Origin of the sequence: Microbacterium sp. 1.5R (assembly GCF_007667425.1) — a bacterium.
Lineage (GTDB): Bacteria > Actinomycetota > Actinomycetes > Actinomycetales > Microbacteriaceae > Microbacterium.
Genome location: NZ_VDRC01000001.1, coordinates 1708642 through 1734529, shown reverse-complemented (window position 1 = coordinate 1734529; position 25888 = coordinate 1708642). Strand labels below are relative to the sequence as shown.

The following is a 25888-nucleotide window of genomic DNA, read 5'->3' as shown; positions in this document are numbered from 1 at the left end:
GTCCGTGGGACGCGCTCTGGGGCTCTCTGGGACTGAGTCCCGTCGAGCCACCCGAGAGAGTTTTCGATGATGACAACTGATGGGGCTTCCGCCGTGGAGCCTGCGCGCCGTTCGTGGGCTGTGCGGCTGGGCAGGATCGCCTTCGTCGTGGCCGCAGCGATCGTGGTGATCGCCGTGGCCGCGGCGTTCTTCGTGACGTGGACCATCCAGCGCTCCTTCCCGCAGACCGACGGCGAACTGAGCCTCGACGGGCTTCAGGCCGAGGCGCCCGTGCAGCGCGATGCGAGCGGGGTGCCGACCATCACCGCCGACTCCTCGCACGACCTCTTCTTCGCGCAGGGCTTCGTGCACGCGCAGGATCGCTTCTTCGAGATGGACTTCCGCCGCCACGTCACCGCGGGCCGCGTCGCCGAGATGTTCGGGGAATCGCAGGCGGGCACCGACGCCTTCCTGCGCACGCTGGGCTGGCGCAAGGTCGCGGAGGAGGAGGTCGCGCAGATGGACGCCGTCACCCTCGGGTACTACGAGGCGTACGCCGAGGGCGTCAACGCCTACCTCGCCGCACGCTCAGGCTCCGAGCTCTCGCTCGAGTATGCCGTTCTCGGCATACAGAACCCCGACTATGCCCCCGAGCCGTGGGAGCCCGCCGACTCTGTGGCATGGCTGAAGGCGATGGCGTGGGACCTCCGCGGCAACGTCGAGGACGAGACCGAGCGCGCGTTGCTCAGCGCGCGGCTCGCCGACGGCGGAGCGGATGCCGCCCAGCTCGACACGACCCTCGATCAGCTGTACCCGCCGTACCCGTTCGACGAGAACCCGGTCATCGTGCCGACCATCTCGACGGTGCCCGTGCTCGACACGGGGGCGGAGCCGGCCGGCTTCTCCCCCTCGCCCGCCGACCCCGAGCTGCAGCAGGCGATCACGACGGTCGACTGGACCGCGGCCTCCGACGTGATCGAGGCGGCGAGCCTGCTCGTCGGGGATGTGGGCGAGGGCATCGGCTCGAACTCCTGGGTCGTCTCCGGCGACCTCACCGGGAGCGGGATGCCGCTGCTCGCCAACGACCCGCACCTCGGCGCCTCGCTGCCGTCGGTCTGGTATCAGGTGCAGCTGCGGTGCGCGGAGGTGTCGGAGGAGTGCCCGTTCGACGTCGGGGGTTTCTCGTTCTCGGGGCTCCCCGGCATCGTGATCGGCCACAACCAGCACGTCGCCTGGGGGTTCACCAACCTCACCACCGACGTCACCGACCTGTATGTCGAGCGCCTCGAGGGCGACCAGTATTGGCGAGACGGCGTGCTCGTGCCGCTCGACGAGCGCACCGAGACCATCCGCGTCGCGGGCGGCGACGACATCGAGCTGACCATCCGGTCCACCGGGCACGGCCCCATCATCTCCGGGCTGGTCGACGACTTCACCGCCATCGCCGAGGACCCGGGGCCCGGCCTCGCGGCGGGCGGCGCCACAGCATCCGCCCCCGAGGGAGAGGGTGCCGAATACGCCGTCAGCCTGCGGTGGACCGCGCTCGACCCCGGCACCACGGCGACCGCGATCTTCGCCCTGTCGACGGCGCAGGACTTCGAAGGCTTCCGCGCCGCGGCATCGCTCTTCGACGTGCCGGCGCAGAACCTCATCTATGCAGACACCGAGGGGAACATCGGCTACCAGACCCCCGGCCGCCTGCCGATCCGCGGGGCGGGCGACGGGTGGATGCCGCAGCCCGGATGGGACAGCGCCTACGACTGGACGGGCTTCATCCCCTTCGAAGAACTGCCGGTCGCCTACAACCCCGCGTCGGGCTACATCGTCACCGCGAACAACGCCATCGTCGCCGACGACTATCAGTACTTCCTCTCGCGCGACTGGGACTACGGCTACCGCGCCGCCCGCATCGCGTACCTCATCGAGCGCCGCGCGGCCGCCGGCCCGCTCACCCCGGAGGACATGCGCGACATCCAGATGGACAACGAGATGTGGATCGGCAAGCGGCTCGCGAGCGCGATGGACGAGGTCGACGTGAGCGGCGAGGGCATCGAGGATGCCGTCGACCTTCTGCGCGACTGGGACGCGCAGAACGAGGCGGGCTCGGCTGCCGCGGCCTACGCGAACGTGCTCTGGTCGAACCTCGTGCGCAACCTCTTCGTCGAGCGCGATGAGCCGCTGCCCGCCGACGGTCAGGGCCGCCTCTTCACCGTGGTCGGCGACCTGCTCGACGACCCGGCCGACCCACTGTGGACGAACTCGGCGATCGACGTCGACGGCAGGGACGAGATGCTCGCGCTGTCGGCCGAGCAGGCCTACGACGAGCTGTCAAGACTGCAGGGCACCGATGTGGATGGGTGGAACTGGGGTGCGCTGCACGCCATCACGCTCACCAGCGACACCCTCGGCTCGTCGGGCATCGCGCCCATCGAGGCGCTGTTCAACCGAGGGCCGTACGCCGTGGGCGGCGGGGCGTCGGTCGTGAACGCGACCGGCTGGCGACTCGGCGAGTCGTACGCCACCACGACCGTGCCGTCGATGCGCATGGTCGTCGACCTGTCCGACTTCGATGCCTCGACCTGGATACACCTCACCGGTGCGTCGGGGCACGCCTTCGACGAGCACTACACCGACCAGACCGAGGACTGGGCGGCGGGAGTGCAGCGGCCCTGGGCCTTCTCGCCCGAGGCGGTGGATGCCGCGACGCAGCGCACCCTCGTGCTGCGCCCGGCGGGATGAGGGGCACGCCGGTGACGCCGGGCGGGTGGCAGCCCAGGCGGATCAGGCGGATGCCGCGGCGCGGCGAGCGATGATCCAGATGCCGACCGCGGCGGCCAGGAAGATCGCGGCGAGCATCGCCCACCCCACTGGACCGTAGGTGATGGCCGTCGCGTTGACGATGATCGGCGAGGCGAGTGCTCCGAGCGAGAACCCCATGCCGAAGACGCCCTGATAGGCACCGGCGCGCACGGGGTCGGCGAGTTCGAAGCTCAGGCCCCACGCGCCGGCCTGCGACAGGATCTCGGCGAATGTGTGCGCCACCATCGCGACGACGAGCACGACGATCGCGACCCACGCGGGCAGCCCGGCAGCGAGGGCGTAGATCATGCAGGCGGCGACCATCAGCCAGCCGGCCACCATGGTCACCCGGCCAGCGACCCGCACGTCGTGCGTACCCCGCGAGGCACGCACCTGGAACAGCACCACGAGCGCGGTGTTGACGATGAGCAGCACCGACACCACGACCTCGGGGGCGTCGGTGTAGCCGGTGATCCAGAGCGGGATGCCGAACTCCGCCACCCCGAACTGCATGCCGAACACGGCCGACAACACGGTGAGCAGCAGATAGCGAGGGTCGCGCCAGGGCGAGCGGCGGGTCCAGTCGCGGCGCGCGGCCGCGGCGGCATCCATGTCGATGGAGCCGGTCTCGGTGCGCACGTCGTGGACCGCGCGGTTGGGCGCATCGACCGCCGAGGTCAGGCGCAGCAGCGGAAGGGATCCGAGCGCGCAGAGCAGACCGCCGCTCGCGATCACGATGCGGTAGGCCTCGGGGGTGCCCAGCGCGAGAGCGATGGCGCCGAGCCCCGAACCCGCAGCGATCGAGAGGTTGGTGACCGTGCGGAGGACCGCCCGTGCGTGCACCCGGCGCTCGGGTGCGAAGCCGCGGGCGATGATCGCCGACCGCGCGGAGTGACCAGTCGAGTCGAGGAAGCCGCTCGCGCTGGCGAGGATGAGCGCTGACACGAAGTCCCCCGCAAAGGCGTAGGCAGCGAGCAGCAGCCCGCCCAGCGCTTCGAAAGCGAACGCGAGTCGGCGTGCGCTCCAGCGATCGGCCGTCCAGCCGCCGAGGAGTGAACCCAGCACCCCGCAGCCGCTCGACACCGCGAGCACGACCGCCGCCTGGGCTGCGGAGAGCCCGATGATCTGCGTGAAGAAGAGCACTGTGACCGCGAAGAACACGCCGCGGCCGATGCGCGAGACGGCCGTCGCGGTGACCAGGGCGCGAAGCACCGGGTCGTCGAGATCGGCCGCGAGCCGCGCGAAAAAGCGAGAGGGCTTCGCCGCAGGGCCGACCTCCGGCACCGTCGTGGTCTCGGAGTCGGGTCCGGGGTCGTGCGAAGTCACCCTCCATCCTCACACGGGCCTCGGACGCCTCCGTTCGCGATCAGGTTTCGCCGAGCAGCGACGGCTCTACTACCGTTGACGAGTGGTATCCAGTTATCTCGCTCCGAAGGGCACGCCGGTCACGCTGCTCGAGTTCGAGCACGGCGGCGCGACGCTCATCGCCGAGACGTTCGGCGACGCCGGTCCGACCTTCCTGCTGCTGCACGGCATCGGCATGGGTCGCAGCGTCTACCTCGACGTGGTGCAGCGTCTGCGCGGGCGCGTCATCGCCCTCGACCTGCCCGGGTTCGGCGAGGCGCCGGAACCCGACCGCACGCTCACCATGGAGCGCCACGCCGACCTCGTCGCCGCCTACCTCCGACACGTCGGCGAGGGCCCCGTCGTCGTGATCGGCCATTCGATGGGCAGTCAGATCGCGGCGGAGCTCGCCGCCCGGCATCCCGATCTCGTCGAGGGCGTCGTGCTCGCCGGTCCCACCGTCAACAAGGCCGCCCGCAACATCGCCGCACAGGCCAGCTACCTGCTCACCGACCTCGTCGGAGAGCGCCCTCTCGTGATCTGGCGCGGGGCTCGCGAATACCTGCGCGGCGGGCCCCACCTGTTCCGCAAGATGCGCGCCACGATCGTGCACGAACCCGAGAAGGCGTTCGCCCGCATCGACTGCCCCGTGCTCGTGCTGCGGGGGGAGAGCGATCCGCTCGCTCCGATGAGCTGGTGCCGCGAGATCATCGATGAGATCCCCGGCGCCGACCTGAGGGTCATCCCCGACCACGGCCACGGCACGCTCATCAGCGACTCCGAGCCGGCCGCGGAACTCATCCAGGGCTTCGCCGACCGCCTCTGATCAGGGGTATCCCTTGAACCGCGTGTGCTCGGCTGCGAGCTCGTCCACGGCGTGCGTGAGCGCGGGATCGACAGCGAAGCCGTCATCCGCCGGTGCCTTCCTTGGCGCGTCGCGATACAGCACGACGACCCACACGGCCGTGACCACGGCGCCGATGAGCAGGAACATCTCATCGGGCGAGCGTAGCGCCGGTCGGGCGGACCTGTCGAGATCCGAGGTGTCAGTCCGCGGCACGCACGTCAGCGCGCGCCGCGGCGGCGGGCGGCGCCGGGTCAGCCCGCGGCGGGCGGCGTCTGCTTCGACTCGGCGAGTTCGTCGACGATGAGGCTCCGCTCGTCGGTGGTGCCGTTGCGGTACGCCTGACGCCCGACCATGTGGGCGGACAGCGGAGCGGTGGCGAACTGCATGAGCACGATCGGCGCGACGAGGAGCAGGCCGACGAGGATGCCGCCGACCGTTCCCATCGACACCGCGATCGAGAGGCAGATGAGCACGAGCCCGAGCACCTGCGGCTTGGTCGCCGCGTGCAGTCGCGACGGCACGTCGCGGAACCGCAGCAGGCCGACCGCGGCCGAGAGGCACAGGATCGCCCCGAGCAGGATGAGCACGAGGACCGTCACATCGACGACCGCGTCGGGGAGCCGGAGTTCGAACACGTTCATGGGGTCGTGTTGTCCCTTCTCGCGACGAACCGGGCGACCGCGATCGAGCCGAAGACCCCGATCGCTGCGATGATCAGCATCACCGGGATGGTGCGGGTGTGCCCGTTGATGGCCATCTCGGCCCCGAGCACGCACATGACCTCGGTGAGGAGCACGTCGGAGGCCACGGCGCGGTCGAGGATCGACGGCCCGCGTACGATCCGCACGATCGTGAGGATCGCTGCGATGCCGAACACGACCATGACGATCAGGAGCAGGATGTTCATCGCGCACCGCCCTTCGCCGCGCGCTCGTCGGCCTTGAGGGCGCGGAACTGCGACGGCGCCCCGAGCGCGCGAACGATGCGACGCTCCCAGCGCAGCACGCCCTCGCGCTGCTTCTCGACGTCGTCGTGCGACCGCACGCCGATCACGTGCAGATACAGGATCTGCCGGTCGCGGTCGGCCTCGACGATCAGCGATCCGGGGATCAGTGACGACACCACCGAGACGTGGGTCATCATCAGGTCGTCGGCGTACCTCAGCGGCACCGCGATGATCGCCGCCCCAGGCTGACGACGGAGGTCGAAAACCTGCATCGTCACGGCGAGCCCGCCCCGGATCATCGCGAACAGGAACTGCACCACGAACAGGGCGCCGTACCAGAGGTTGATCCGGCCGGAGAGCTCGACCGTCGGCAGCCGGAACACCCGGGTGACGAACACGGCGACCACGAGCCCCGAGAGGAAAGCCAGCACCGTGAACTGGCTCCACAACAGCATCCAGAGCACGACGAGCCACGCGAGGAACGGCAGCTGCACGCCGATGTCGCGCCAGATGTGACGCCCGGTCTCCTTGCTCATCCCTCCACCTCGTCTTCCAGCTGCACGAGGTTGACCGGCTCGAGGAGTCCGGCCCCGATGCGGTCGCAGAGCGCGTAGAGCGGACCGGCGAACACCGTCAGCGCAACGGTGACGCCGACCATGCCGGCGGTCGCGACGGTCATGATCTTCGGGATGCGGCGGCGCTCCTGCTGCTCATCCGCAGCAGGTGCATTGCCGAGGTACGAGATGCGGCCCTCGGTCTCGGTGGAGTCCTCTTCTTCGCGCCAGAAGGCGAGGTTCCAGGCGCGCATGAGGGCGTACAGGGTGAGGAGCGAGGTGACGATGCCGCCGACGATCAGCACGATCATCAGCGGGGTGCCGACCGAGGCGGCCGCCTCGAAGAGCGCGAACTTGCCGATGAAACCCGAGAAGGGCGGGAGCCCGCCGAGGTTGATCGCGGGGATGAAGTAGAGCACGGCGATCACCGGCGCCACTTTGAGCAGCCCCTTCACGCGCAGGATCGACGTGCTCCCCGCGCGGCGCTCGATCAGCCCCACCGCGAGGAACAGCGTCGTCTGCACGACGATGTGGTGGACGATGTAGTACACCGTCGCCCCGATCGCCGCGGGCGTCGCGATCGCGAGACCGAAGATCATGTAGCCGACGTGGCTGACGAGGGTGAACGAGAGGATCCGTTTGAGCTCGGCCTGCGCCACCGCGCCGAGCACTCCGACGATCATGGTCGCCAGCGCGATGATGAGCAGCAGCGTGTCGATGCTGTTGTCGGCGAACAGCTGCGTCTCGGTGCGGATCAGCGCGTACACGCCGACCTTCGTGAGCAGGCCGGCGAAGACGGCGGTGACCGGTGCCGGCGCGGTCGGGTAGGAGTCGGGCAGCCAGAACGACACGGGGAAGATGGCCGCCTTGATGCCGAACGCCACGACGAGCATGAGGTGCAGCACGAGCTGCGTCTCCTGCGGCAGCTCGGTCATCCGCTCGGCGATCTGCGCCATGTTCACGGTGCCGAGGGCGCCGTAGATCATCGCGATCGACGCGAGGAACAGGATCGACGAGACGAGCGAGACGACGATGTAGACGGCGCCGGTGCGGATGCGCGACTCGGTGCTGCCGAGCGTGATGAGCACGTACGAGGCGACGAGCAGGATCTCGAAGCCGACGTAGAGGTTGAAGAGGTCGCCGGCGATGAAGGCGTTGAAGATGCCGGCCGCGAGGATCAGGTACGAGGGGTTGAAGATCGAGATGGGCGTCTCGTCCGTACCGTCGGCTGCACCCTGACCGATCGAGAAGAGGAGGACCGCGAGCAGCACGATGCTCGAGATGAGCACGAGCAGGGCGGCGAGCCGGTCGACGTAGAGCACGATGCCGAACGGCACCGGCCAGCCGCCGACCGAGACGGCGAGCGGGGTCCCGGCATCGACCACGACCAGCAGGATGGCGGCGATCACCGAGACGATGGCGAGCGTCGCGACCGTCACGAACACCTGCAGGCGGGCGTTGCGGCCGAACATCAGCGTGACGGCGGCACCCAGCAGCGGCAGGGCGACGAGAAGGGGGACGAGTGCGGTCATCGGCTGCCCTCCCCGTCTTCTCGGTGTTCGGGTGCGTTGTCGTCGGATGCCGTGTCGGACGCCGTGTCCCGCGCCGCATCGGCGGCATCCGTCTCATGGGCGTCGGAGGCGTGGGTGTCGGCGTCGGTCCGGAAGTCGGAGGAGCCGTCCGCGTCGTCGGGGGGAGCGGATTCGTCGGTCATGACGGATGCCGCGGCATCCGCGTCGTCCGCCTCGTCGTCGTCGGCGTGCTCCGCGTCGGCACGGCCGTCGACGTCGCGGTCATCCGGCGACCACGAGCTCGGGCGATCGACGGGGGCGTCGTCGTGGATCGCCGCGTTGTCGCGCATGTGCAGCACGGTGATCGGCGAGGTCTGCACGCCCACGAAGTCGGTCGTCGCATCGTCGCCGTCGTTGTCGGCCTCGTCGTCCATGAGGTCTTCGTCGGCGTCGGTGCGCTCGCGGAGCGCGATGTCGGCCTCGTCGTCCTCGACGGTGTCGGCCTGGCCGAGCTGCCAGGAGCGGTAGATGAGGGCGAGCAGGAAGGCCGAGACGGCGAAAGTGATGACGATGGCGGTGAGCGTCAGCGCTTGCGGCAGCGGGTCGCTCACATCGCCGTCCGCGTCGTAGAACGGCGCGCGTCCGGGGACGCCCATGACGATGAGGAGCAGCAGATTCGTGGCGTTGCCCAGCAGGAGGAAGCCGATGAGCACGCGGGTCAGGCTGCGCTCGAGCATCGCGTACACGCCGCACGCGAAGAGCACGGCCATGATGGCGATGAGGGTGATCGAGACGTCCATCAGAGCGTCACCCCCCGCTCGCGCAGCTCCTGCGTCTGGCGGTCGACCTCGGCACCCAGGCTGCGGAGCACGTCGAGCACCAGACCGATGACGACGAGGTACACGCCCACGTCGAAGATCGTCGAGGTGACGAACTCCATGTGACCGATTCCGGGCACCTCCCACTCCCAGAACGTGCTGGTGAGCGGCGCCTGGCCGAAGAAGAGGGGCACGACGGCGGCGCCGACCGCGAGGATGAGCCCCGCGCCGAGCAGGCGTCCGGCATCCGTGGGGGCAGCGGCCCCGAGCTCCCAGCGCCCGCCGGCGATGTAGCGCATCACGAGGGCCATGCCCGCGACGAGTCCGCCGGCGAACCCTCCGCCCGGGAGGTTGTGGCCGGCGAACAGCAGGAAGATCGACACCACGATGATCGTGTGGAAGAGGATGCGGACGATGACCTCGAGCAGGATCGACCTGTTCTCGGGCTTCATCTTCTGTCCGCCGACGAGCCACGCCCGAGGGCTGCTCTCGTTCTCGGAGGTCTGGAAGCGGATGCCGTCGGTCGTCTCGACCAGCGGGCGGCTCAGCGTGCGGCGGCGCTTCGCCTTGGGGAGCGTCTTGGTCGAGGCGAGCATGTCGGCCCGGTGCGTGACGAACACGAGCGAGGCGACGCCGGTCGCGGCGAGCACGAGAACCGAGAGCTCGCCCATCGTGTCCCAGCCGCGGAGGTCGACGAGCGCGACGTTGACGACGTTCTTGCCGTGGCCGATCTCGTACGCGAGCTTCGGGAACATCTCGGAGATGGGCTCAGCCACCCGCGACTGCGTCGCCACGATCGCGACCCACGCCATCGTCAGACCGGTGCCGATCGCGAGGAGCGCCCTCGGGATGCGGCCGACCGAGGCGTTGTGCTCGCCGAGACGCGCGGGCAGACGCCGCAGCACGAGGGCAAACGTCACGAGCGTGACGGTCTCGACGAGGATCTGGGTGAGCGCGAGGTCTGGAGCGCCGCTCGTCGCGAAGAGGACGACCATGCCGAGACCCGTGACCGAGACGAGCACCACGCCCGTGTAGCGCTTCTGCGCACGAACCGCGATCACGCCGGCGATGGCCATGAGCGGGGCGACGACGATCTGCACCGGTGTGTGCCACGCGGAGAGCTGGAAGCGGTCGATGTCGCTGGCGAGCAGCGCGGTGATCTCGGCGGCGACGAACACCACGAAGATGGTGCCGACGTACACCGGCAGCGAGCCCCGCTGGGTGAGGGTCGTGCTGAGCACCGAGAGGCGGTCGACTCCGCGCACCACGAGGTAGTAGACGTCGGCCGCCGTGAAGGGCAGCACCCGGGACTTGCGGTCCCAGCCAGAGCGCACGGTCACGAGGAACAGCGCCGCGCCCAGCAGCACGGTGAGGATCGAGATGCCGAGCGCCGGCTCGAAACCATGCCACAGCGCGAGGTGGCCGGGGCCTTCCACCGCCTCGCCGGCGTGGTCGAGTCCGGGGGTCGCGGTGAGCGCGTAGCCCTGCAGCGCCTTGTCGATCGCGGGTGCACCGATGCCCGCGGCCAGGGTGACCCCGGCGAGGATGATCGGCGCCGACAGGAATCCCACGGGCGGGTCCGGCCACGCCGTGTCGGGCAGGCGGTCGCCCATGGCGTCGCGCTTGCTCCAGAAGGCACCCCAGAGGAAGCGGATGCCGTATGCCGCTGTCAGCATGGAACCGAGGCTCACGCCGATGATCGCGACGAGACCCCAGGGCGAGCCCCCGATCGCATCGTCGAGCAGGGCCGTGAGAGTCGACTCCTTCGCGACGAATCCGACCGTCGGCGCGATACCGGCCATCGAGGCGACGGAGATGAACGCCGCCGTCGCCATGACCGGCGCCTGACGCCCGACGCCGCTGAGTTCCGTGATGTCTCGGGTCGACAGCTGGCGGTCGATGACGCCGACGATGAGGAACAGCGCCGACTTGAAGAGGGCGTGGCCGATGACGAGTGCGAGCCCGGCGAGGGCGCTCGCCTGGGTGCCGTAGCCGACCACGACCGCGAAGAAGCCCAGCTGGCTGACGGTGCCGAACGCGAGGATGCGCTTGAGGTCGGTCTCGCGCAGCGCCTGGAATCCGCCGAGCAGCATGGTGACGATGCCGAGCGAGATGATGATCGGCCGCCACGGACCGCTGAACGCGAAGATCGGCGCGAACCGGGCGATGAGGTAGATGCCGGCCTTCACCATGGCGGCAGCGTGCAGGTAGGCGCTCACGGGCGTCGGCGCCGCCATCGCTCCCGGCAGCCAGAAGTGGAAGGGGAAGATCGCCGACTTGCTGATCGCGCCGACGAGGAGCATCACGATCGCGGCATCGACCATCGGGCCGGTGGGGGCGAGCTCGAGGATCTCGCGGATGCTGCCGGTCCCTGCGTCGACCACCAGCATCACGACGCCGATGAACATCACGAGTCCGCCGAGGGTCGTCACGAGCAGCGCCTGCAGGGCGGCTCGACGGCTGGCGGCGCGGCGGCGGTAGTGGCCGATGAGGAGGTACGAGAGGATGCTCGTGACCTCCCAGAACATGACGAGCATCACGAGGTCGTCGGTGAGCACGAGGCCGTACATCGCGCCGGCGAAGCCGAGCAGCACGGCCGAGAACTGGCCGATCCCCGCGGAGTCGTCGTGGAAGTACCACCGGCAGTACAGCAGCACGAGCGCGCCGACGCCGGTGACGATGAGCGTCAGCACCCAGCCGAGGACGTCCATGTGCATCGACAGGTCGAGCCCCAGCTGCGGGATCCACGGCACCGAGACGAACGGCGCCGGGCCGTCGAGCACCTGCGGTGTGAGCACGAGCGCGTGGATGAATGCCGCTGCCGGAATGAGTGCCGCGACCGCGAAGGCCTGAGCCCCCAGCCAGCGCACCAGGACGGGCATCAGCAGCGACCCGAGAAGGAACACAGCGAGGAGCGTCAGCATAAGCGGCTCCTCAAGGCTCGTCGGCCGAGAATCGGCACAGGCGGGCGGGTGTCGTAGACCAGTTTACCTGGCGTAAGGAAGTCGTAAGGCCACGAGCGTCGGATTGCCCGCGATCTCGCCGCGATGCCCGACGAGACGACGGCCCGCTGCCCGGCCGCGCCGCTCTCCGCAGAGGGGATCGGGGATGCCATCCTGGTCGAGGCGACGGATGCCGATGGGCCCGTCGCGATCTGCCACTGGTCCGAAACCGACGAAAGGCCCCCACACATGCGCATCGCCCTGCACTCCGAGATCCGCGACGGCGCGATCGACGATTACCGCACGAACCACGAACGGATCCCCGACGACCTCGCGGCGACGTTCGCGCGCATCGGCATCCACGACTGGACCATCTGGCGATCGGGCCGTCGCTTGTTCCACCTCGTCGAATGCGACGACTGGGATGCCGCGGTCGCGGCGCTCGCCGACGATCCTGCCGACCACGCCTGGCAGGCCGACATCGGTCGTTTCGTCGAGCTCTTCCGCGATGCCGACGGCGCCGAGGGCACCGCGCCGCTCGAGCAGGTGTGGGACCTCGCCGCCCAGCGCGACGCCTGACCGCACCGCCCGCTCCCCCGGGCGATCGCGTGGCAGAGTAGGCGCGTGACGCGGACGTGGGTGCGGGAGCTGACCGGATGGATGCTGGCCGCCGCCGTCGCGCTGACCACGGCGGCGATCGTGGCGTCGTCGCCTCGCGCCGAGCTGCTCTTCCGCGACGGCGACTCGCTCGTCGTGGCGCTCCTGTCGCGATCGATCCTCAGCGGCGAGCCGTTGGACTGGGCGATGTCGAGCGTGCTCTTCCTCCCCGAGACGGCCGTGTTCTCGGTGCTCCGCGTCCTGCTTCCCCTCGGGGTCGACGGACTGTTCGCGGTGAGTGCGGTCATCGGCATCCTCGCGCTCTACGGCGCCATCCGCCTCGTCGCCGGTCGTGCGCGCGACGACCGCGCCCCCGTCGGCTGGTCGGTCGGCGCGATCTCCGTGTTCGGACTGCTGGCGATGACCGAGGCGTCGGCGTCTCGTGACGCCCTGGAGCTCGCGTCGCTGCAGCTCACGACGACCTACTACTCGGCCACGGTCGTCGCCGTGGTGCTGTCGATCGGCCTCGTCCGTCGGGTGCTCGACGGCAGCAGTCAACCAGTCGGCCTCGTGGTGGCCCTGGGCGCGGTCGCCGCGCTCTCGACCCTGACGAATCCGCTCTACGCCGCGTGGTTCGCGGCGCCGTTCGTCATCGTGTCGGTCGCGTTCCTGATCCGCCGTGCACACCGGGTGCCCGTCCTCGGTCTGCTGTCCGCCACGCTGACGGGCGTCGGGCTCGGCCTGCTCCTCCGTATTCCGTTCGGGTCATGGATCGCGAACACGGGTGCGGGATACGCGCAGCCGACCCTCTGGCGGGAGTCGGTCGACTATTACGCGCACCTGACCGCGGAACGTCTGCAGGCGCCGCTCGGGGTGGTCGCGCTGTTCATCGTGATCGCGCTCCTGATCCTCGGCGTCGTGCGCAGCATCCGTGCCGACGGCCCCGGGCCCCGCTTCGTCGCCGCCGCATCGTGGACCTTTCCCCTCGCCGTCACCCTCGGCGCGATCGCGCTCGGCACCCACGCCGCACGGTACCTGGAGCCGATCGCGTTCCTGCCGATGCTCGCGCTCGTCGCCTCCCCCCGCCCGCTGCGACTTCCCCTCGTGGCGCGTCGCCGGGTCGCGGCCGGCGCCGCAGCGTTGATGCTCGTCGGCGGCGCGGTGAGCGCACCCCACCTCGCCACCGCCGCATCCGGCTCGTCGGCCGATCCCGATCTCGCCTGCGTCACCGACTGGATCGACGCGGCGGGTCGCACGGGCGCGGGGCAGTTCTGGACCGCACGGCTGCCGAAGCTCCACCTCGAGGACCCCGCCCGGCTCGTGCAGGTCGACCACCGCCTGAACGGCTATGCCTGGCTCGTGAATCGCGCGGACTTCCGGGTGGGCGAGGTCACCTTCCTGGTGCAGGACTCGCAGTCGGCGCCCTGGGAGCTGCCCGTCTCCGCAGTGCCGGACGAGATCGTGGACTGCGGTCGGTGGTCGATCCTCGACTTCGCGTCGACCCCGCTGCCGCTCGGCACGGCGCACTCCTGACCAGCAGCCGCAGCGGCGCTCAGCCGCCAGCGACGGGGGCCCTCAGCGACGGGGGCCTTCAGCGACGGGGTTCCGCCGTCGTGGTCCCCACGAGGAAGCGGCAGGTCAGATGCTGCGACAGCCCCGGCTCGCCCCGCAGCATTCGCGCGACCTGTTCCCCCGCGGCCCGTCCCTTCTCCACCGCCGGCTGCACGCTCGTCGTGAGGACGAGATCGCCGAGGCCGTCGGCATCGATGCCGTCGAACCCGGCGACCGACAGATCCTGCGGCACACGCAGTCCGAGCTCCTCCGCCGCGCGGATGACTCCGACGGCGAGCAGGTCGCTCTGCGCGATGACGGCGGTGGGTCTCGACGACGCGTTCTCCAGCAGCATCCGGCCGACCAGGAGCCCCTCGTCGATGAGACTGCCCGATGCCGAGATCGCCGGCGCATCGGGGAAGACCTCGCGCATACCGGCCAGACGATCCACGGTGACGTCGACGGTCGCGACGTCGATGCGCTCCTGCGTCACCGCTCCCCGCACGCGATCCTGATCCAGCGGCAGCGTGACCAGCGCGACGTCGCGGTGGCCGAGTCCACGCAGATGCTCCGCAACGTCGGCTGCCGCCGCCTGATTGTCGAGCGTGATGCGCGGGATGCCGTCGCCCGCATCGCCCTCGATCACGACGACGGGCAGCTGCCGCCCCCGGACGATGTCGAGCGAGGCGCGCGTGCGCCCCGAGCATCCGATCAGCACCACGGCGTCGACGGGGGCGCTGGCGAGCGGCGATCCGTCGTCGCCCGGCTCGTCACGCATGAGCAGGATGCCGGCGCTCAACTCGGCGAGGCCGTCGGTGAGGCCGTCCATCATCGCCGTCGTCACCGGATCGAGGAAGGCCGCGCGCAAGTGCCCTTCGAGCACGACCGCCACGATGCCGCTCCGACCGCGGCGCAACGAAGCGGCGCGCGGATCGGGTCCGGCGTAGCCGAGGTCGGCTGCGGCGATGAGCACCCTCTCGCGAGTGGCCGGTGCGACGTTGGCCTTGCCGCTGAAGACGACCGATGCCGTCGAGGTCGCGACACCGGCTGCGCGCGCGACATCGGCGATGGTCGCACGGCGCGGCGATTCACGACTGCTCATACTCCGAGGATAACCCGGCGGCAGTGGGCCTGATCGAATCGATTCGATAGGCTGTCCGCCATGCAGCACCTCCTCTCGCGCACTCAGTACGTCCGGTGGCGTACGGCGGTCTTCGCGATCTTCTTCATCAGCGGACTGTCTGTCGCAACGTGGGCGTCGCGCGTACCCGACATCAAGACAGCGCTCGAGATCGACAAGGCACAGGTGGGCATGCTGCTGCTGGGCGCGGGAATCGCCTCGATCGTCGGCATCTCCTCCGGCCCGGCCGTCATGGCTCGGATCGGTGTACGGCGGGGGATGCTCGCCTCGATCGCCACCTTCGCCTCCGGCATCGCCCTGATCGGCATCGGCGCGAACGTGTTCGGCGCGTTCCCGGTCGTGCTGCTCGGACTCGCCCTGTTCGGCCTCGGCAACGGCAGCGTCGACGTGATGATGAACGTCGAGGCGACCGCGATCGAGCAGTACGCGAAGAAGACGATCCTTCCGCTGTTCCACGCCTTCTTCAGCTTCGGCACCGTGATCGGCGCAGGTCTCGGCGCCCTCGCCGCACAGCTGCGCATCGACGTGTTCGCACACACGCTCGCCACCGCCGCGCTCATCGCCGCGATCGGCATCGTCGGCATCGCCAATGTGCCGGCCCGCGCCGCGTTGCCCGACCCTGTGCACGACGTCGACGACCGGCCCCGCCGGAGCGAGCGGATGCACGTGGCCCTCGCGGCCTGGCGCGAGCCGCGCACCTACGCGATCGGCGTGGTGATGCTGGGCATGTCGTTCGCCGAGGGCGGCGCCAACGACTGGCTCGCGCTGGGTGTGGCGGAGGACCACGGTGGCGGCACTGCTGTCGGCGCCGCCGCGCTGGCGACCTTCTCCGTCGCGATGACCGCGGTCCGCATCTCCGGCGGTCCGCTCGTCGACCGATTCGGTCGCGTCGTCGTGCTGCGCATCCTCGCGCTCACGGCTGCCTCCGGGATCCTGCTCTTCATCCTCGCGCCGTCGCTGCCGCTGGTGTTTCTGGGCGCCGCGCTGTGGGGGGTCGGCGCATCGCTCGGGTTCCCGCTCGGCATGTCCGCCGCGGCCGACGATCCGGCCAAGGCCGCGGCCCGCGTGAGCGCGGCGGCCACCATCGGCTACATCTCTTTCCTCGGTGGCCCGCCCGTGCTCGGCTTCATCAGCGAGCACATCGGTCTGCTCGACACGCTCTTCATCCTCGTGGGGCTCGCCGTGCTCTCCGGCCTGTTCTCGGGGGCCGCACGTCCTCTTCGTGACGACGAGAAGACCCCGGCGGCGACCGGCTGACAGCGGTCGCCCCCGATGCGGTTAGGCTCGTCGGGTGCGTCTCGTCATCGCCCGCTGCTCCGTCGATTACACCGGGCGGCTGAATGCCCACCTTCCCCTCGCCACGCGTCTGCTCGTGCACAAGGGCGACGGGAGTCTGCTCGTGCACTCCGACGGCGGCAGCTACAAGCCACTCAACTGGATGAGCCCTCCCTGCACCCTCGCGACCGAGGAGCCGGGCGAAGAGGAGTCGATCGCCGGTGTCACCGAGGTCTGGCGCGTGACGCACAAGAAGACGGGCGACGCCCTGCGCGTGCAGATCTACGAGCTCATCCATGACTCGAATCACGACCTCGGTGTCGACCCAGGACTGCAGAAGGACGGCGTCGAGGCCGATCTGCAGCGTCTGCTCGCCGAGCAGGTGGAGCGCATCGCCGACGGCGCGACTCTCGTCCGCCGCGAATACCCCACGGCGATCGGCCCGGTCGATCTGCTCGTCCGGGATGCCGAGGGTGTGGCCATCGCGGTGGAGGTCAAGCGCCGTGGCGACATCGACGGAGTCGAGCAGCTCACGCGCTATCTCGAACTCCTTCGCCGCGACCCGCACCTCACCCCGGTGCAAGGCGTGTTCGCCGCGCAGGAGATCAAGCCGCAGGCGCGAGTTCTCGCGGAAGATCGCGGCATCCGGTGTCTCGTCCTCGACTACGACGACATGAAGGGCATCGAGTCCGGCATCCCGCGGCTCTTCTGACGTCCGGTCAGCCGCCGACGATGAGCCGCCGCGGCGGACCCTCCCACCGGGCGACGGCGACCGTGACATCCTGCAGGCCCTGGCGCAGCTCCCCGAGTGCCTGTTGCACCTGCGCGAAGCTCGCATCCACCTGTACGAAGCGAGCATCCACCTGGGCGAAACGAGCATCCACCTGGGCGAAGCGATCATCCACCTGGGCGAAACGGTCATCCACTTGGGCGAAACGAGCATCCACCTGCGCGAAGCGCCCATCCATCCGGGAATCCATCTCCGCGAAGCGGGCGTCCATCCGCGAATCCATCTTCGCGAATCGGGCATCCATCCTCGAGAGGAACCAGCCGCAGGCGGTGACGAACGCGACGATCACCGACACCCCGCACGCGATGATCGCGATCACTTCCATCGACACGTACATCCCCCCAGTCTCCGCCCCTGCCGTAGGGGTGTCCCGAGGCTAGCCTCATGAGATCCGGCATCCCGGCATCCGGGGATAACCTCGCCGGCCCGGATTCTGTGCGGGAAGAGTGGCCATAGGCTGGAACGTATGCCTCTCTCCCCCTACTCCTGCGTGCTGTGGGACGTCGACGGCACGATCGTCGACGCGTCCGTCGGGATCCTCCGTCGACTGGACATCGCGCTGACGCACTTCGGCCGTCCCGCCCCGACGCGCGACGAGCTCATCCACTGGATCGGTCCGCCCATGTTCGACTCGTTCCAGGCTCAGGCGGGGATGACTCCCGAGCAGGCGACCGAGGCCGTGTCGTTCTACCGCACGCTCGGCAAGGCCGACGGCTACACCACCGACATCGCCACCTACGCGGGGGTGCCGGAGATCCTCCGCGACCTGCATGCGGCCGGCGTCCCGCAGGCGACGGCCAGTTCGAAGCCCGAGATCCAGGTCGACGCCATCGTCGACTTCCTCGAGTTGCGCCCGTACTTCCTCACGACGGTCGGCGCAACGCCGGACGAGGCGACCCTCGCGACGAAGACCGACATCGTCGCCGAGGCGCTGCGCCGCCTGGACGCGCGCGGTGTCGACACGTCGAGGCCCGTCCTCATCGGCGATCGGCACCACGACGTCGAAGGCGGCGCGGCGAACGACGTGCCGGTGATCTTCGTCGACTGGGGATTCAGCGCATCGCACGAGGGCGACGACGCGGCCTTCCGCGTCTCGACGGCTGCCGATCTGCGCTCGCTTCTGCTCGGCTGAGAGCGCTCGAGACCCTGCGAAAGCACAGAACTCCCCGCCGGATGCCGCGCTCGTTGCGGCACCCGGTCAGGGAGCTCTGAAGATCGCCCGCCTCAGAGAGGACGGATGTTCTCGGCCTGCAGGCCCTTGGGGCCCTGCGCGACGTCGAACTCGACTCGCTGATTCTCCTCCAGCGAGCGATAGCCGGAAGACTGGATGGCGGAGTAGTGCGCGAAAACGTCAGCGCCGCCGTCGTCGGGGGAGATGAAGCCGAAGCCCTTCTCCGAGTTGAACCACTTGACCGTGCCCTGAGTAGCCATTTACTGCCTGTTCTGCTGGAAAAGAAGCCGACGCAGGATGCACCGACGCGCTCCACGCTAGCGGAGCACGCGCCGAGCGGAAGTCCCGGTGTCAGCCCGTAACCCAAATGTTGCACGAGTGACCCCTCGTCGTCACAAGGGGAGGCGACCGGAGCGCGGTTCTCGCCCGGGAAATGGTGTGGCCCTCACCGCGGGGGGAGCGATGAGGGCCGAAGACGACCGGAGGGTGCGTCAGACTCCAGCGTAACCCCTCCGAGAAGTTTTTGTCCCCCAAAAGGGGGACAAAACGCGAAAATCGAGGAAACCCACAACAAAGAGCGGCCCCCTCGAGTGGCCCATTGGGGACTGAGCGACTCGAGGGGGCCCAATCGCATGCACGGATCGCTTCTGCCTCTGGGGAAGGCAGTCCGTCATCTGGGGGAGACGGAGCGATCAATCCCCTGTGCATGCACCTTCACCATAAACGAGGAAACGCGACCGCGCCAAGGGGCTGCCGCCGTGTCCTGAGAGCGTTCCCGCAGACGCCCCTCACGACCCTTTGGGTAGCCTGATCCGGTGACCATGCTGAACAAGGACATGACGCTGTGCATCTCGCTGTCGGCGAGACCGAGCAACAACGGCACCCGCTTTCACAACTTCCTCTACGAAGAGCTCGGGCTCAACTGGATCTACAAGGCGTTCGCTCCGACCGACCTCGCGCAGGCCATCGCGGGTGTGCGCGGGCTCGGCATCCGCGGCTGCGCCGTGTCGATGCCCTACAAGGAGGACGTGATCGCCCTCGTCGACCGGATGGACGCCTCCGCAGCGGCGATCGACTCCGTCAACACGATCGTCAACGACGACGGCGTGCTCTCGGCGCACAACACCGACTACAGCGCGATCGCCCAGCTCATCGAACGCCGCGGTCTCGACCGCGGGTCATCGGTGCTCCTGCGCGGATCGGGCGGGATGGCGAAGGCCACCGCGGCTGCCTTCCGCGACGCCGGTTTCGCCGCGGTAACCATCGCCGCCCGCAACGAGGAGCGCGGTCGTGCTCTGGCCGACCTCTACGGCTTCGCCTGGATCCCGGATGCCGCGGGGGCGTCCGCCGACGTCATCGTGAACATCACACCGATCGGCATGGCCAGCGGCGCCGAGGCGCAGTCACTGGCGTTCGACGCGGAGCAGATCGCCGCGGCATCCGTCGTGTTCGACGTCGTGGCCCTTCCCGCTGAGACGCCGCTCATCCAGGCGGCTCGGGCCGCGGGGAAGACCGTCATCACGGGCGCAGAGGTCGCCACGCTGCAGGCGCTCGAGCAGTTCGTGCTCTACACCGGCATCCGTCCGTCGACCGAGCAGGTGCGTGCGGCGGAGGAGTTCATGCGCGCGCAGTGACGCGCCTCACACGACAGCGGAAACGACGGGCACAGGCGGTGCCGGGAAGGAACCGGAGATGCAGACGATCGGTGTACTCGGGGGCATGAGCTGGGAGTCCTCGCTCGAGTGGTACCGCCTGGCGAACGAACGGGTGCGCGACCGCCTCGGCGGGCATCACTCGGCGAAGATCGTGCTCGACTCGGTCGACTTCGCCGAGGTCGAGGCGATGCAAGCGCGGGGCGAGTGGGATGCCGCCGGCGAGCTGCTCGCAACGCGGGCCCGCGCCCTCGAGAGCGCGGGAGCGGAGCTGCTCGTGCTCTGCACCAACACGATGCACCTCGTCGCTGACCGGATCGAGGAGGCCGTCGGCATCCCGTTCCTGCACATCGCCGATGTCGCGGCCGACGCCGTGACCCGCGCGGGCCTGTCGACGGTGGGCCTGCTCGGCACGGCGTTCACGATGGAGCAGCCCTTCTACCGGGATCGACTGGCCGCCCGCGGCATCCGCACCCTGGTGCCCGGCGCCGACGACCGCCACCGGGTGCACAGCGTGATCTACGACGAGCTCGTACACGGTCAGATCCGCGAGGAATCGCGTGAGTGCTATCGGGAGGTGATCGAGCGCCTCGTCGCGGAGGGCGCCGAGGGCATCATCCTCGGGTGCACGGAGATCGAGCTGCTCGTCTCGGCCGACGACGCCCCCGTGCCGGTCTTCCCGACCACGGCCCTGCACGTCGAGGCCGCCGTCGACCGGGCGCTCGGGGTCGCCTGACCCGCGGGGGGTCAGTCGCCCACGTACAGGAGCTCCCCTGATCCCTCGCCCTCCCTGGCCTCGAGGTGCGCGGTGATGACCGCCTGAGCGTCGGAGTCCGCGGGGGCGCCGACGTCCCCCGGCCGGCGCTCCGCACCGTCGGTGGTGCGGCCGACCGCGGCTCGCCCTGCGGGGATGGATCCGTCGGTGTTCGACACGGTGATCTCCTTCTGTCTGCGATCCGGGAGTCGATCGGACGACGCGCAGCCGCCCGCCGATCGGACCGTCACGCCCTTCCGGTGAGGATGAGGTTCCAGTACACCCACGGCAGCACCCATCTGTCCATGACGTAGGTGAACCGTCGTTCGCGATAGAGCGTCCGCCACCACGGGATGGACGGCTGCAGCCGCCCGCGACGATCGAACTCCGCGAACACCGCGGAGTGCGCGGTGACGGTGAACGGCGTCTCGCTGTAGCCGTCGTACCGTCGCTTCCTGTCCGGGCGCGTGAGGGCGTCGGCGATGACCTTCGCCTGCGAGCGGATCGCCCCGCCGGAGCGGATGCGGGTGAGCGAGGCGGCATCGCCCAGTGCCCAGACGTTGTCCCACCGCCGGTGACGGAGGGTCTCGCGATCGACGTCGACGAATCCGTCCTCGCCCTGCAGTCCGCTCTCGGCGATCCACGCGGCAGCCGCCTGCGGAGGCGAGGCGTGCAGGACGTCGTAGCCGATCGTGGTGGTCTGCCCGTCGACCACGACATCCAGCTCGGAGGCCTGCGGCCGCACCTCGGCGAGGTCGGCGTTGTAGATCGCCTCGATGCCGTAGGCGTCGAGCGTCCGGCGCAGTTCGGACGCGACGGCTCCGATGTGGAAGGGCGCCGGCTCCGGAGAGACGAAGACCACTCGGATGCGGTCGAGCACTCCGCGCTCCCTCCACCGATCGCAGGCGAGGTACATCGGCTTCTGCGCGACACCGGCGCAGGAGGCCGGCTCCGCCGACTGCGTGAAGACGACCGTGCCCGCATCGAGATCGCGGAGCGCGGTCGACGCCGCCTCGGCCAGGTCGAGGGTGTAGTTCGAGACCAGGGATCCGTCGGCCGCCGCCTCCTGCAGTCCCGGGATCGCGTCCCACCGCTGATCGATGCCCGCCGCGATGATCAGCTGGCCGTAGTCGAGGCGCGTGCCGGATTCCAGCTCGACGGAATTCTCCCCGGCGTGCACCGCCACGACCCGCTCCGGCACCCAGGTCACCCCGCGGGGCGTGACGCGCGCCTGCGAGCGGACGACCTCGCGTCGCTCGGCGACGCCTCCGGCGATGTGCGACTGCAGCGGCGCGTACACGTGCTCGCGCCGCGGCTCGACGATCGTCACGTCGGCGACTCCGCGCCGGCGCAGACGGGCCGCGATCGAGACGCCGGCATTGCCGCCGCCGACGATGACGATCGGACCGAGGGACTTCGTCGCAGATCTGCTCATGACCCCGAGCATCCCGCCGAGAACGGATCTGCGCCAGCCTCTTGCATCCGGGCCTCGCATCCCCTTCGGTCGGAAAGCGGGAGCGGCCCGTCGCAGACCGTCAGGCTGCGGGCGGTGCGGCGGTCGACCCGCGCACGATGAGCTGCGAGGCGAGAGGGGCGAGATCGCCGACCTCGCCGCCCGCGAGGATCTGCAGCAGGAGGTCGACGGCGACCGAACCACTGCGGTCGATGGGCATCCGCACCGTGGTCAGCGCGGGGGTGACGGCGCCGGCCAGGTCGATGTCGTCGATGCCGACGATGCTGACGTCGCTGGGGCACCGACGGCCGAGCTCCAGCATCCCCGCTTCGAGTCCCAGGGCGACGAGGTCGTTGTACGCGACGACGGCGGTGGCGCCGCTTGCGGCGGCGGGTGCGGCGGCGGCGCGCCCGCCCTGGATCGACGCGGCCTGATGACTGAGGAGCGTGAGGCGGATGCCGTGGCGCTCGCACGCGCGGGCGACGGTGTCGGCGCGGTGCACGTCGGCCCACGACCCGCGCGGACCCGACGCGTACGCGATGTGCGTATGGCCGAGGGCGGCGAGGTGCTCGATCGCCTGCGCGGGTCCGTGCTCGGCATCCATCACGATGCACGGAGCCCCGTCGATCTGACGGTTGACGACCACGTACGGGGTGTCGCCGACCAGGGCGAGCACCTCGGCGTCCGGCAGACGCGGCGAGCAGAGCAGCATCCCGTCCAGTTTCCGAGCCTGCTCGATCTGCTCCCGCTCGCGGCGCAGGTCTTCGTCGGCATCGAAGACGACGATGCGATGCCGACCGTGCCAGGCCTGCCCCTGAATCGCCTTCAGCAGAGTCCCGTACACCGGGTTGGCGACGTCGGGCAGGATCACGCCGAACGTCCGCGTCGCGGTGGCCGCCGACTGCGGAGTCGCATAGCCGAGCTCGGTGGCGGCTTCGAGCACACGCCCCAAGGTGCCGGGGGCGAGGCGATCGGGTTCGCCGAAGGCCCGCGACGCGGTCGCGATGGACACGCCCGCATGGCGGGCCACGTCCGTCAGTGTCGCTGCCACGAGCATCCTCCGTCTTTCGTGCAATCCTACGATCCCCCGCGGCGATGTAAGACTGCTTGACAAGTTTGTACAACTGATACACACTTCTTACATGACGATCATCGCCGATCACCCTGCGTGGTGCGCGGCCCACAGCGAAGGAGCCACAGCGTGAGCCATCCCGCACCGGCCCTCAGCCGCACTGCTCGCACCTCGACGACGGCGCAGGCAGAACCCGCCCGCGCCGGGATCCTGCACCTCGGTCTCGGGAGCTTCCACCGCGCCCACCAGGCCGTGTACACCGCCGCCGCGCTCCAGGCCGAAGGCGGCGACTGGGGCATCGTCGGCGTCGCCTCTCGTTCCCGGACCATCGTCGACGCACTGCACGCGCAGGACATGCTGTACTCGGTCGCGACGATCTCTCCCGACACCACCTCGCTCTCGATCCCTGGGGCGCATACCGACGCCTTCGTGGGCGCGGAGCAACCCGACCGAGTCGTCGCCCAGATCGCCGACCCCGGCATCCGCATCGTCACCCTCACGGTCACCGAGAACGGCTACAGCTACTCCGCCGCCAGCCAGCGGCTCGACCTCGACGACGAGACCGTGCGGGCCGACCTGCGCGGCGGCGCACCGCGATCCACCATCGGACAGCTGGCTCGGGGGCTCCAGTCGCGCGCGGCCGCCGGCGGCGCACCGATCTCGATCCTCAGCTGCGACAACCTCGCCGCCAACGGCAAGCACACCGAGAAGCTCGTCCGCGAGTTCCTGCACGAGCTGCCCGGCGCCGAGGGCGCGGACGCACTGGCCTTCCTCGACCGCGCAGTCGCCTTCCCCTCGAGCATGGTCGACCGCATCGTGCCGGCGACGACCCCCGAGCTGCGGATACGCGTGAGCTCCCTGCTCGGCGCTCGCGACGACATCCCGGTGCCGGGCGAGCCGTTCTCGATGTGGGCCATCGAAGACGCCTTCGCCGGCGGTCGACCCGCGTGGCAGGCCGGCGGCGCGGTGTTCACCGACGAGGTCGCCCGCTACGAGCAGATGAAGGTGCGGCTGCTCAACGGCACCCATTCCCTCATCGCGTACCTCGGCGCGCTGCGCGGCGCAGCCACGATCCCGGCCGCCATCGGCATCGACGGCATCGAGCGGGCGGCGCGCGCAGTGCTCCGCGACGAGTACGAGCCGTCGATCGAGGTCCCCTCGGGCGTCGACATCCGCGCATACGAGGCCGAGCTCTTCGAGCGCTGGGCGAACACCGCCCTGGGCCATCGCACGAGCCAGGTCGGCACCGACGGATCGGTCAAGCTGCGGCAGCGCATCCCCGAACCCGCACTGCTGTCGCTGTCGCGCGGAGAGATGCCGCACCTCATCGCGCTCACCGTCGCCGGATACCTGTCGTGCGTCGCCCCGCTGCCCGGTTTCGACCCCGGACTCCACGCGGCCGCGATGACGGATGCCGCGCGCGAACGCCTCGGCGCCCTCGCCGCCACCGCGCGAGACGGGCTCGAACTCGCGCGCCGCGTGATCGCCGAACTGCACCTGTTCGGTGCGGAGCTCGGGGAGCAGGATGCTTTCATCGAGCGCGTCGGCGACCTCGTCGACACCATCCGACGCCGCGGCGTCGACGCGGCGATCACCGATGCGGTCGACGCCTCACGAACCCCCACGAAGGAGATGCAGCCATGAAGGCTCTCGCCATCCACGGCAAGGAAGACATCCGCTGGGAGGACCGCGAGGCCCCGATCCCCGGCGACGGCGAGGTGCGCCTGCGGGTGAACTACGTCGGCATCTGCGGCTCCGACCTGCACTACTACTTCCACGGCGCCAACGGCGAGTACACCATCCGGGAACCGCTGACCCCGGGGCATGAGCTGTCCGGTGTCGTCGACCTCGACCCGTCCGGCCGTCTCGCCCCCGGCACGCCGGTGACCGTGCACCCTGCCCGATACGGTGCCTCCGTCCCGGGTCTGGAGGAGCGTCCGCACCTGCGCCCCGGCGGCGACTACCTCGGCAGCGCCGCGGCGAATCCGCACCGTCAGGGCGGAGCATCCCAGCTGCTGATCGTCGAAGGCCACATGGTCCGCGTCCTCCCCGAGAGCCTGCCGCTCGAGCGCGCGGCCCTCGCCGAGCCGCTGGCCGTGGCGATCCACGCCGTGAGCCTCGCTGACGGCATCCGCGGCAAGCGCGTGCTCGTGATCGGGTCGGGTCCCATCGGACTCCTCGTCGTCGCGGCCGCCGTGCACGCCGGCGCATCGACGGTCGGTGCGAGCGACGTGCGCGAGGAGCCCCTCGCCCGCGCTCAGGCTCTCGGCGCGACCGAGATCGCCCTCGTCGGCCGCGACGCGATCGACGACGGGTCGTACGACGTCGTGTTCGAGTGCTCGGGGGTGGGTGTGGCACTCACCCAGGCCGTGCGCGCAGCGCGACGCGCGGGCACGGTCGTGCAGGTGGGCATGCTCGCGAACGCGGAGATCGGCGTGAATCTCGCACCGATGCTCGCGAAGGAGCTCACCATCCGCGGCGCCTTCCGCTTCTCCACCGAGATTGACGACGCCGTCGCGTTGCTGGCCGAGTCCGACGCCCTCGATTCCGTCATCTCCCACGTCCTCCCGGCATCCGACGCCGTCCAGGCCTTCGAGCTCGCCCGCGACTCGTCCGCCTCGGCCAAGGTCCTGCTGGCCCTCTAGCGACACCCACTGCCCCGCGCGCCCGAGCGCACATCACTACAAAGGAG

General features: G+C 69.9%; 24 protein-coding genes and 1 pseudogene. 11 read left to right on the top strand and 14 right to left on the bottom strand.

Translation table 11 applies throughout. From position 1 onward, the window contains the following. The first annotated feature begins 66 nt into the window (after positions 1–66). The gene (locus FSY98_RS08355) at positions 67–2718 is read left to right on the top strand and encodes a penicillin acylase family protein (protein WP_260857323.1); all 2652 of its coding nucleotides are present in this window, start codon (positions 67–69) and stop codon (positions 2716–2718) included. A gap of 42 nt (positions 2719–2760) precedes the next feature. Here the strand turns inward: FSY98_RS08355 and FSY98_RS08350 are convergent, their stop codons facing one another. Continuing rightward, positions 2761–4104, bottom strand: coding sequence for an MFS transporter (locus FSY98_RS08350; RefSeq protein ID WP_260857322.1), 1344 nt, complete (start codon positions 4102–4104; stop codon positions 2761–2763). Between the two features lie 82 nt (positions 4105–4186). Between FSY98_RS08350 and FSY98_RS08345 the strand changes: the two genes are divergently transcribed. Continuing rightward, a complete protein-coding gene (locus FSY98_RS08345; protein WP_144875679.1) occupies positions 4187–4948 on the top strand; it encodes an alpha/beta fold hydrolase in 762 nt (253 codons plus the stop codon). Here the strand turns inward: FSY98_RS08345 and FSY98_RS16680 are convergent, their stop codons facing one another. From FSY98_RS16680 to FSY98_RS08315, 7 genes and pseudogenes are all read right to left on the bottom strand, one after another. Beyond that, a complete protein-coding gene (locus FSY98_RS16680; RefSeq protein ID WP_186307586.1) occupies positions 4949–5116 on the bottom strand; it encodes a hypothetical protein in 168 nt (55 codons plus the stop codon). 104 nt (positions 5117–5220) lie between these two features. After that, positions 5221–5610 (bottom strand): monovalent cation/H(+) antiporter subunit G, encoded by a 390-nt coding sequence (gene mnhG / locus FSY98_RS08340; RefSeq protein WP_144875677.1) that lies wholly within the window; start codon positions 5608–5610, stop codon positions 5221–5223. After that, the gene (locus FSY98_RS08335) at positions 5607–5876 is read right to left on the bottom strand and encodes a monovalent cation/H+ antiporter complex subunit F (protein ID WP_144875675.1); all 270 of its coding nucleotides are present in this window, start codon (positions 5874–5876) and stop codon (positions 5607–5609) included. The genes mnhG and FSY98_RS08335 overlap by 4 nt, the downstream gene beginning before the upstream one ends. After that, entirely contained in the window at positions 5873–6451 is a 579-nt protein-coding gene (locus FSY98_RS08330) for a Na+/H+ antiporter subunit E (RefSeq protein WP_144875673.1), read from the bottom strand. The genes FSY98_RS08335 and FSY98_RS08330 overlap by 4 nt, the downstream gene beginning before the upstream one ends. Further along, the gene (locus tag FSY98_RS08325) at positions 6448–8001 is read right to left on the bottom strand and encodes a Na+/H+ antiporter subunit D (RefSeq protein WP_144875671.1); all 1554 of its coding nucleotides are present in this window, start codon (positions 7999–8001) and stop codon (positions 6448–6450) included. The genes FSY98_RS08330 and FSY98_RS08325 overlap by 4 nt, the downstream gene beginning before the upstream one ends. A 248-nt stretch (positions 8002–8249) precedes the next feature. Next, positions 8250–8780 (bottom strand): annotated as a pseudogene (locus FSY98_RS08320) (Na(+)/H(+) antiporter subunit C); the annotation flags it as partial. Continuing rightward, positions 8780–11722 carry a Na+/H+ antiporter subunit A gene (locus FSY98_RS08315; protein ID WP_144875669.1) on the bottom strand — a complete coding sequence of 981 codons (2943 nt, stop codon included), beginning with the start codon at positions 11720–11722 and terminating at the stop codon, positions 8780–8782. The pseudogene FSY98_RS08320 and the gene FSY98_RS08315, both read right to left, overlap by 1 nt. A gap of 123 nt (positions 11723–11845) precedes the next feature. Here FSY98_RS08315 and FSY98_RS08310 point away from each other — a divergent pair, with 123 nt between their 5' ends. Continuing rightward, positions 11846–12319, top strand: a complete 474-nt coding sequence (locus tag FSY98_RS08310) for an L-rhamnose mutarotase (RefSeq protein WP_260857321.1) — start codon at positions 11846–11848, stop codon at positions 12317–12319. 45 nt (positions 12320–12364) lie between these two features. Further along, complete coding sequence (locus FSY98_RS08305) at positions 12365–13870, top strand: hypothetical protein (RefSeq protein WP_144875667.1); 1506 nt, start codon at positions 12365–12367, stop codon at positions 13868–13870. A 58-nt stretch (positions 13871–13928) separates the two neighbouring features. Here the strand turns inward: FSY98_RS08305 and FSY98_RS08300 are convergent, their stop codons facing one another. Next, positions 13929–14990 (bottom strand): LacI family DNA-binding transcriptional regulator, encoded by a 1062-nt coding sequence (locus FSY98_RS08300; protein WP_144875665.1) that lies wholly within the window; start codon positions 14988–14990, stop codon positions 13929–13931. 60 nt (positions 14991–15050) lie between these two features. Here FSY98_RS08300 and FSY98_RS08295 point away from each other — a divergent pair, with 60 nt between their 5' ends. Together FSY98_RS08295 and nucS are read left to right on the top strand one after the other, a co-directional pair. Then, complete coding sequence (locus tag FSY98_RS08295) at positions 15051–16286, top strand: MFS transporter (protein WP_144875663.1); 1236 nt, start codon at positions 15051–15053, stop codon at positions 16284–16286. 34 nt (positions 16287–16320) lie between these two features. Beyond that, positions 16321–17016 carry an endonuclease NucS gene (gene nucS / locus FSY98_RS08290; protein ID WP_144875661.1) on the top strand — a complete coding sequence of 232 codons (696 nt, stop codon included), beginning with the start codon at positions 16321–16323 and terminating at the stop codon, positions 17014–17016. A gap of 7 nt (positions 17017–17023) precedes the next feature. Here the strand turns inward: nucS and FSY98_RS08285 are convergent, their stop codons facing one another. Next, positions 17024–17431: a GPO family capsid scaffolding protein gene (locus FSY98_RS08285; protein WP_144875659.1), complete on the bottom strand. Its 408-nt coding sequence runs from the start codon at positions 17429–17431 to the stop codon at positions 17024–17026. 129 nt (positions 17432–17560) lie between these two features. On the opposite strand from FSY98_RS08285, the gene FSY98_RS08280 reads away from it, so the two are divergent. Beyond that, positions 17561–18226, top strand: a complete 666-nt coding sequence (locus FSY98_RS08280) for an HAD hydrolase-like protein (protein ID WP_144875657.1) — start codon at positions 17561–17563, stop codon at positions 18224–18226. Between the two features lie 92 nt (positions 18227–18318). Here FSY98_RS08280 and FSY98_RS08275 read toward each other — a convergent pair whose 3' ends face one another. After that, positions 18319–18525, bottom strand: coding sequence for a cold-shock protein (locus FSY98_RS08275; RefSeq protein WP_144875655.1), 207 nt, complete (start codon positions 18523–18525; stop codon positions 18319–18321). 555 nt (positions 18526–19080) lie between these two features. On the opposite strand from FSY98_RS08275, the gene FSY98_RS08270 reads away from it, so the two are divergent. Together FSY98_RS08270 and FSY98_RS08265 are read left to right on the top strand one after the other, a co-directional pair. Beyond that, positions 19081–19899 carry a shikimate 5-dehydrogenase gene (locus tag FSY98_RS08270; RefSeq protein ID WP_186307585.1) on the top strand — a complete coding sequence of 273 codons (819 nt, stop codon included), beginning with the start codon at positions 19081–19083 and terminating at the stop codon, positions 19897–19899. 58 nt (positions 19900–19957) lie between these two features. Further along, entirely contained in the window at positions 19958–20653 is a 696-nt protein-coding gene (locus tag FSY98_RS08265) for an aspartate/glutamate racemase family protein (protein WP_144875653.1), read from the top strand. Between the two features lie 11 nt (positions 20654–20664). Here FSY98_RS08265 and FSY98_RS08260 read toward each other — a convergent pair whose 3' ends face one another. The 3 genes from FSY98_RS08260 to FSY98_RS08250 form a co-directional block, all read right to left on the bottom strand. Beyond that, on the bottom strand, positions 20665–20850 hold the full coding sequence (locus tag FSY98_RS08260; protein ID WP_144875651.1) for a hypothetical protein: 186 nt from the start codon (positions 20848–20850) through the stop codon (positions 20665–20667). 68 nt (positions 20851–20918) lie between these two features. Further along, positions 20919–22106, bottom strand: coding sequence for an NAD(P)/FAD-dependent oxidoreductase (locus tag FSY98_RS08255; protein WP_144875650.1), 1188 nt, complete (start codon positions 22104–22106; stop codon positions 20919–20921). 100 nt (positions 22107–22206) lie between these two features. Further along, entirely contained in the window at positions 22207–23175 is a 969-nt protein-coding gene (locus FSY98_RS08250) for a LacI family DNA-binding transcriptional regulator (RefSeq protein WP_144875648.1), read from the bottom strand. A 150-nt stretch (positions 23176–23325) separates the two neighbouring features. Between FSY98_RS08250 and FSY98_RS08245 the strand changes: the two genes are divergently transcribed. Together FSY98_RS08245 and FSY98_RS08240 are read left to right on the top strand one after the other, a co-directional pair. Then, positions 23326–24840, top strand: a complete 1515-nt coding sequence (locus tag FSY98_RS08245; protein ID WP_144875646.1) for a mannitol dehydrogenase family protein — start codon at positions 23326–23328, stop codon at positions 24838–24840. After that, positions 24837–25841: an L-idonate 5-dehydrogenase gene (locus tag FSY98_RS08240; protein WP_144875643.1), complete on the top strand. Its 1005-nt coding sequence runs from the start codon at positions 24837–24839 to the stop codon at positions 25839–25841. The genes FSY98_RS08245 and FSY98_RS08240 overlap by 4 nt, the downstream gene beginning before the upstream one ends. Positions 25842–25888: the final 47 nt, after the last annotated feature.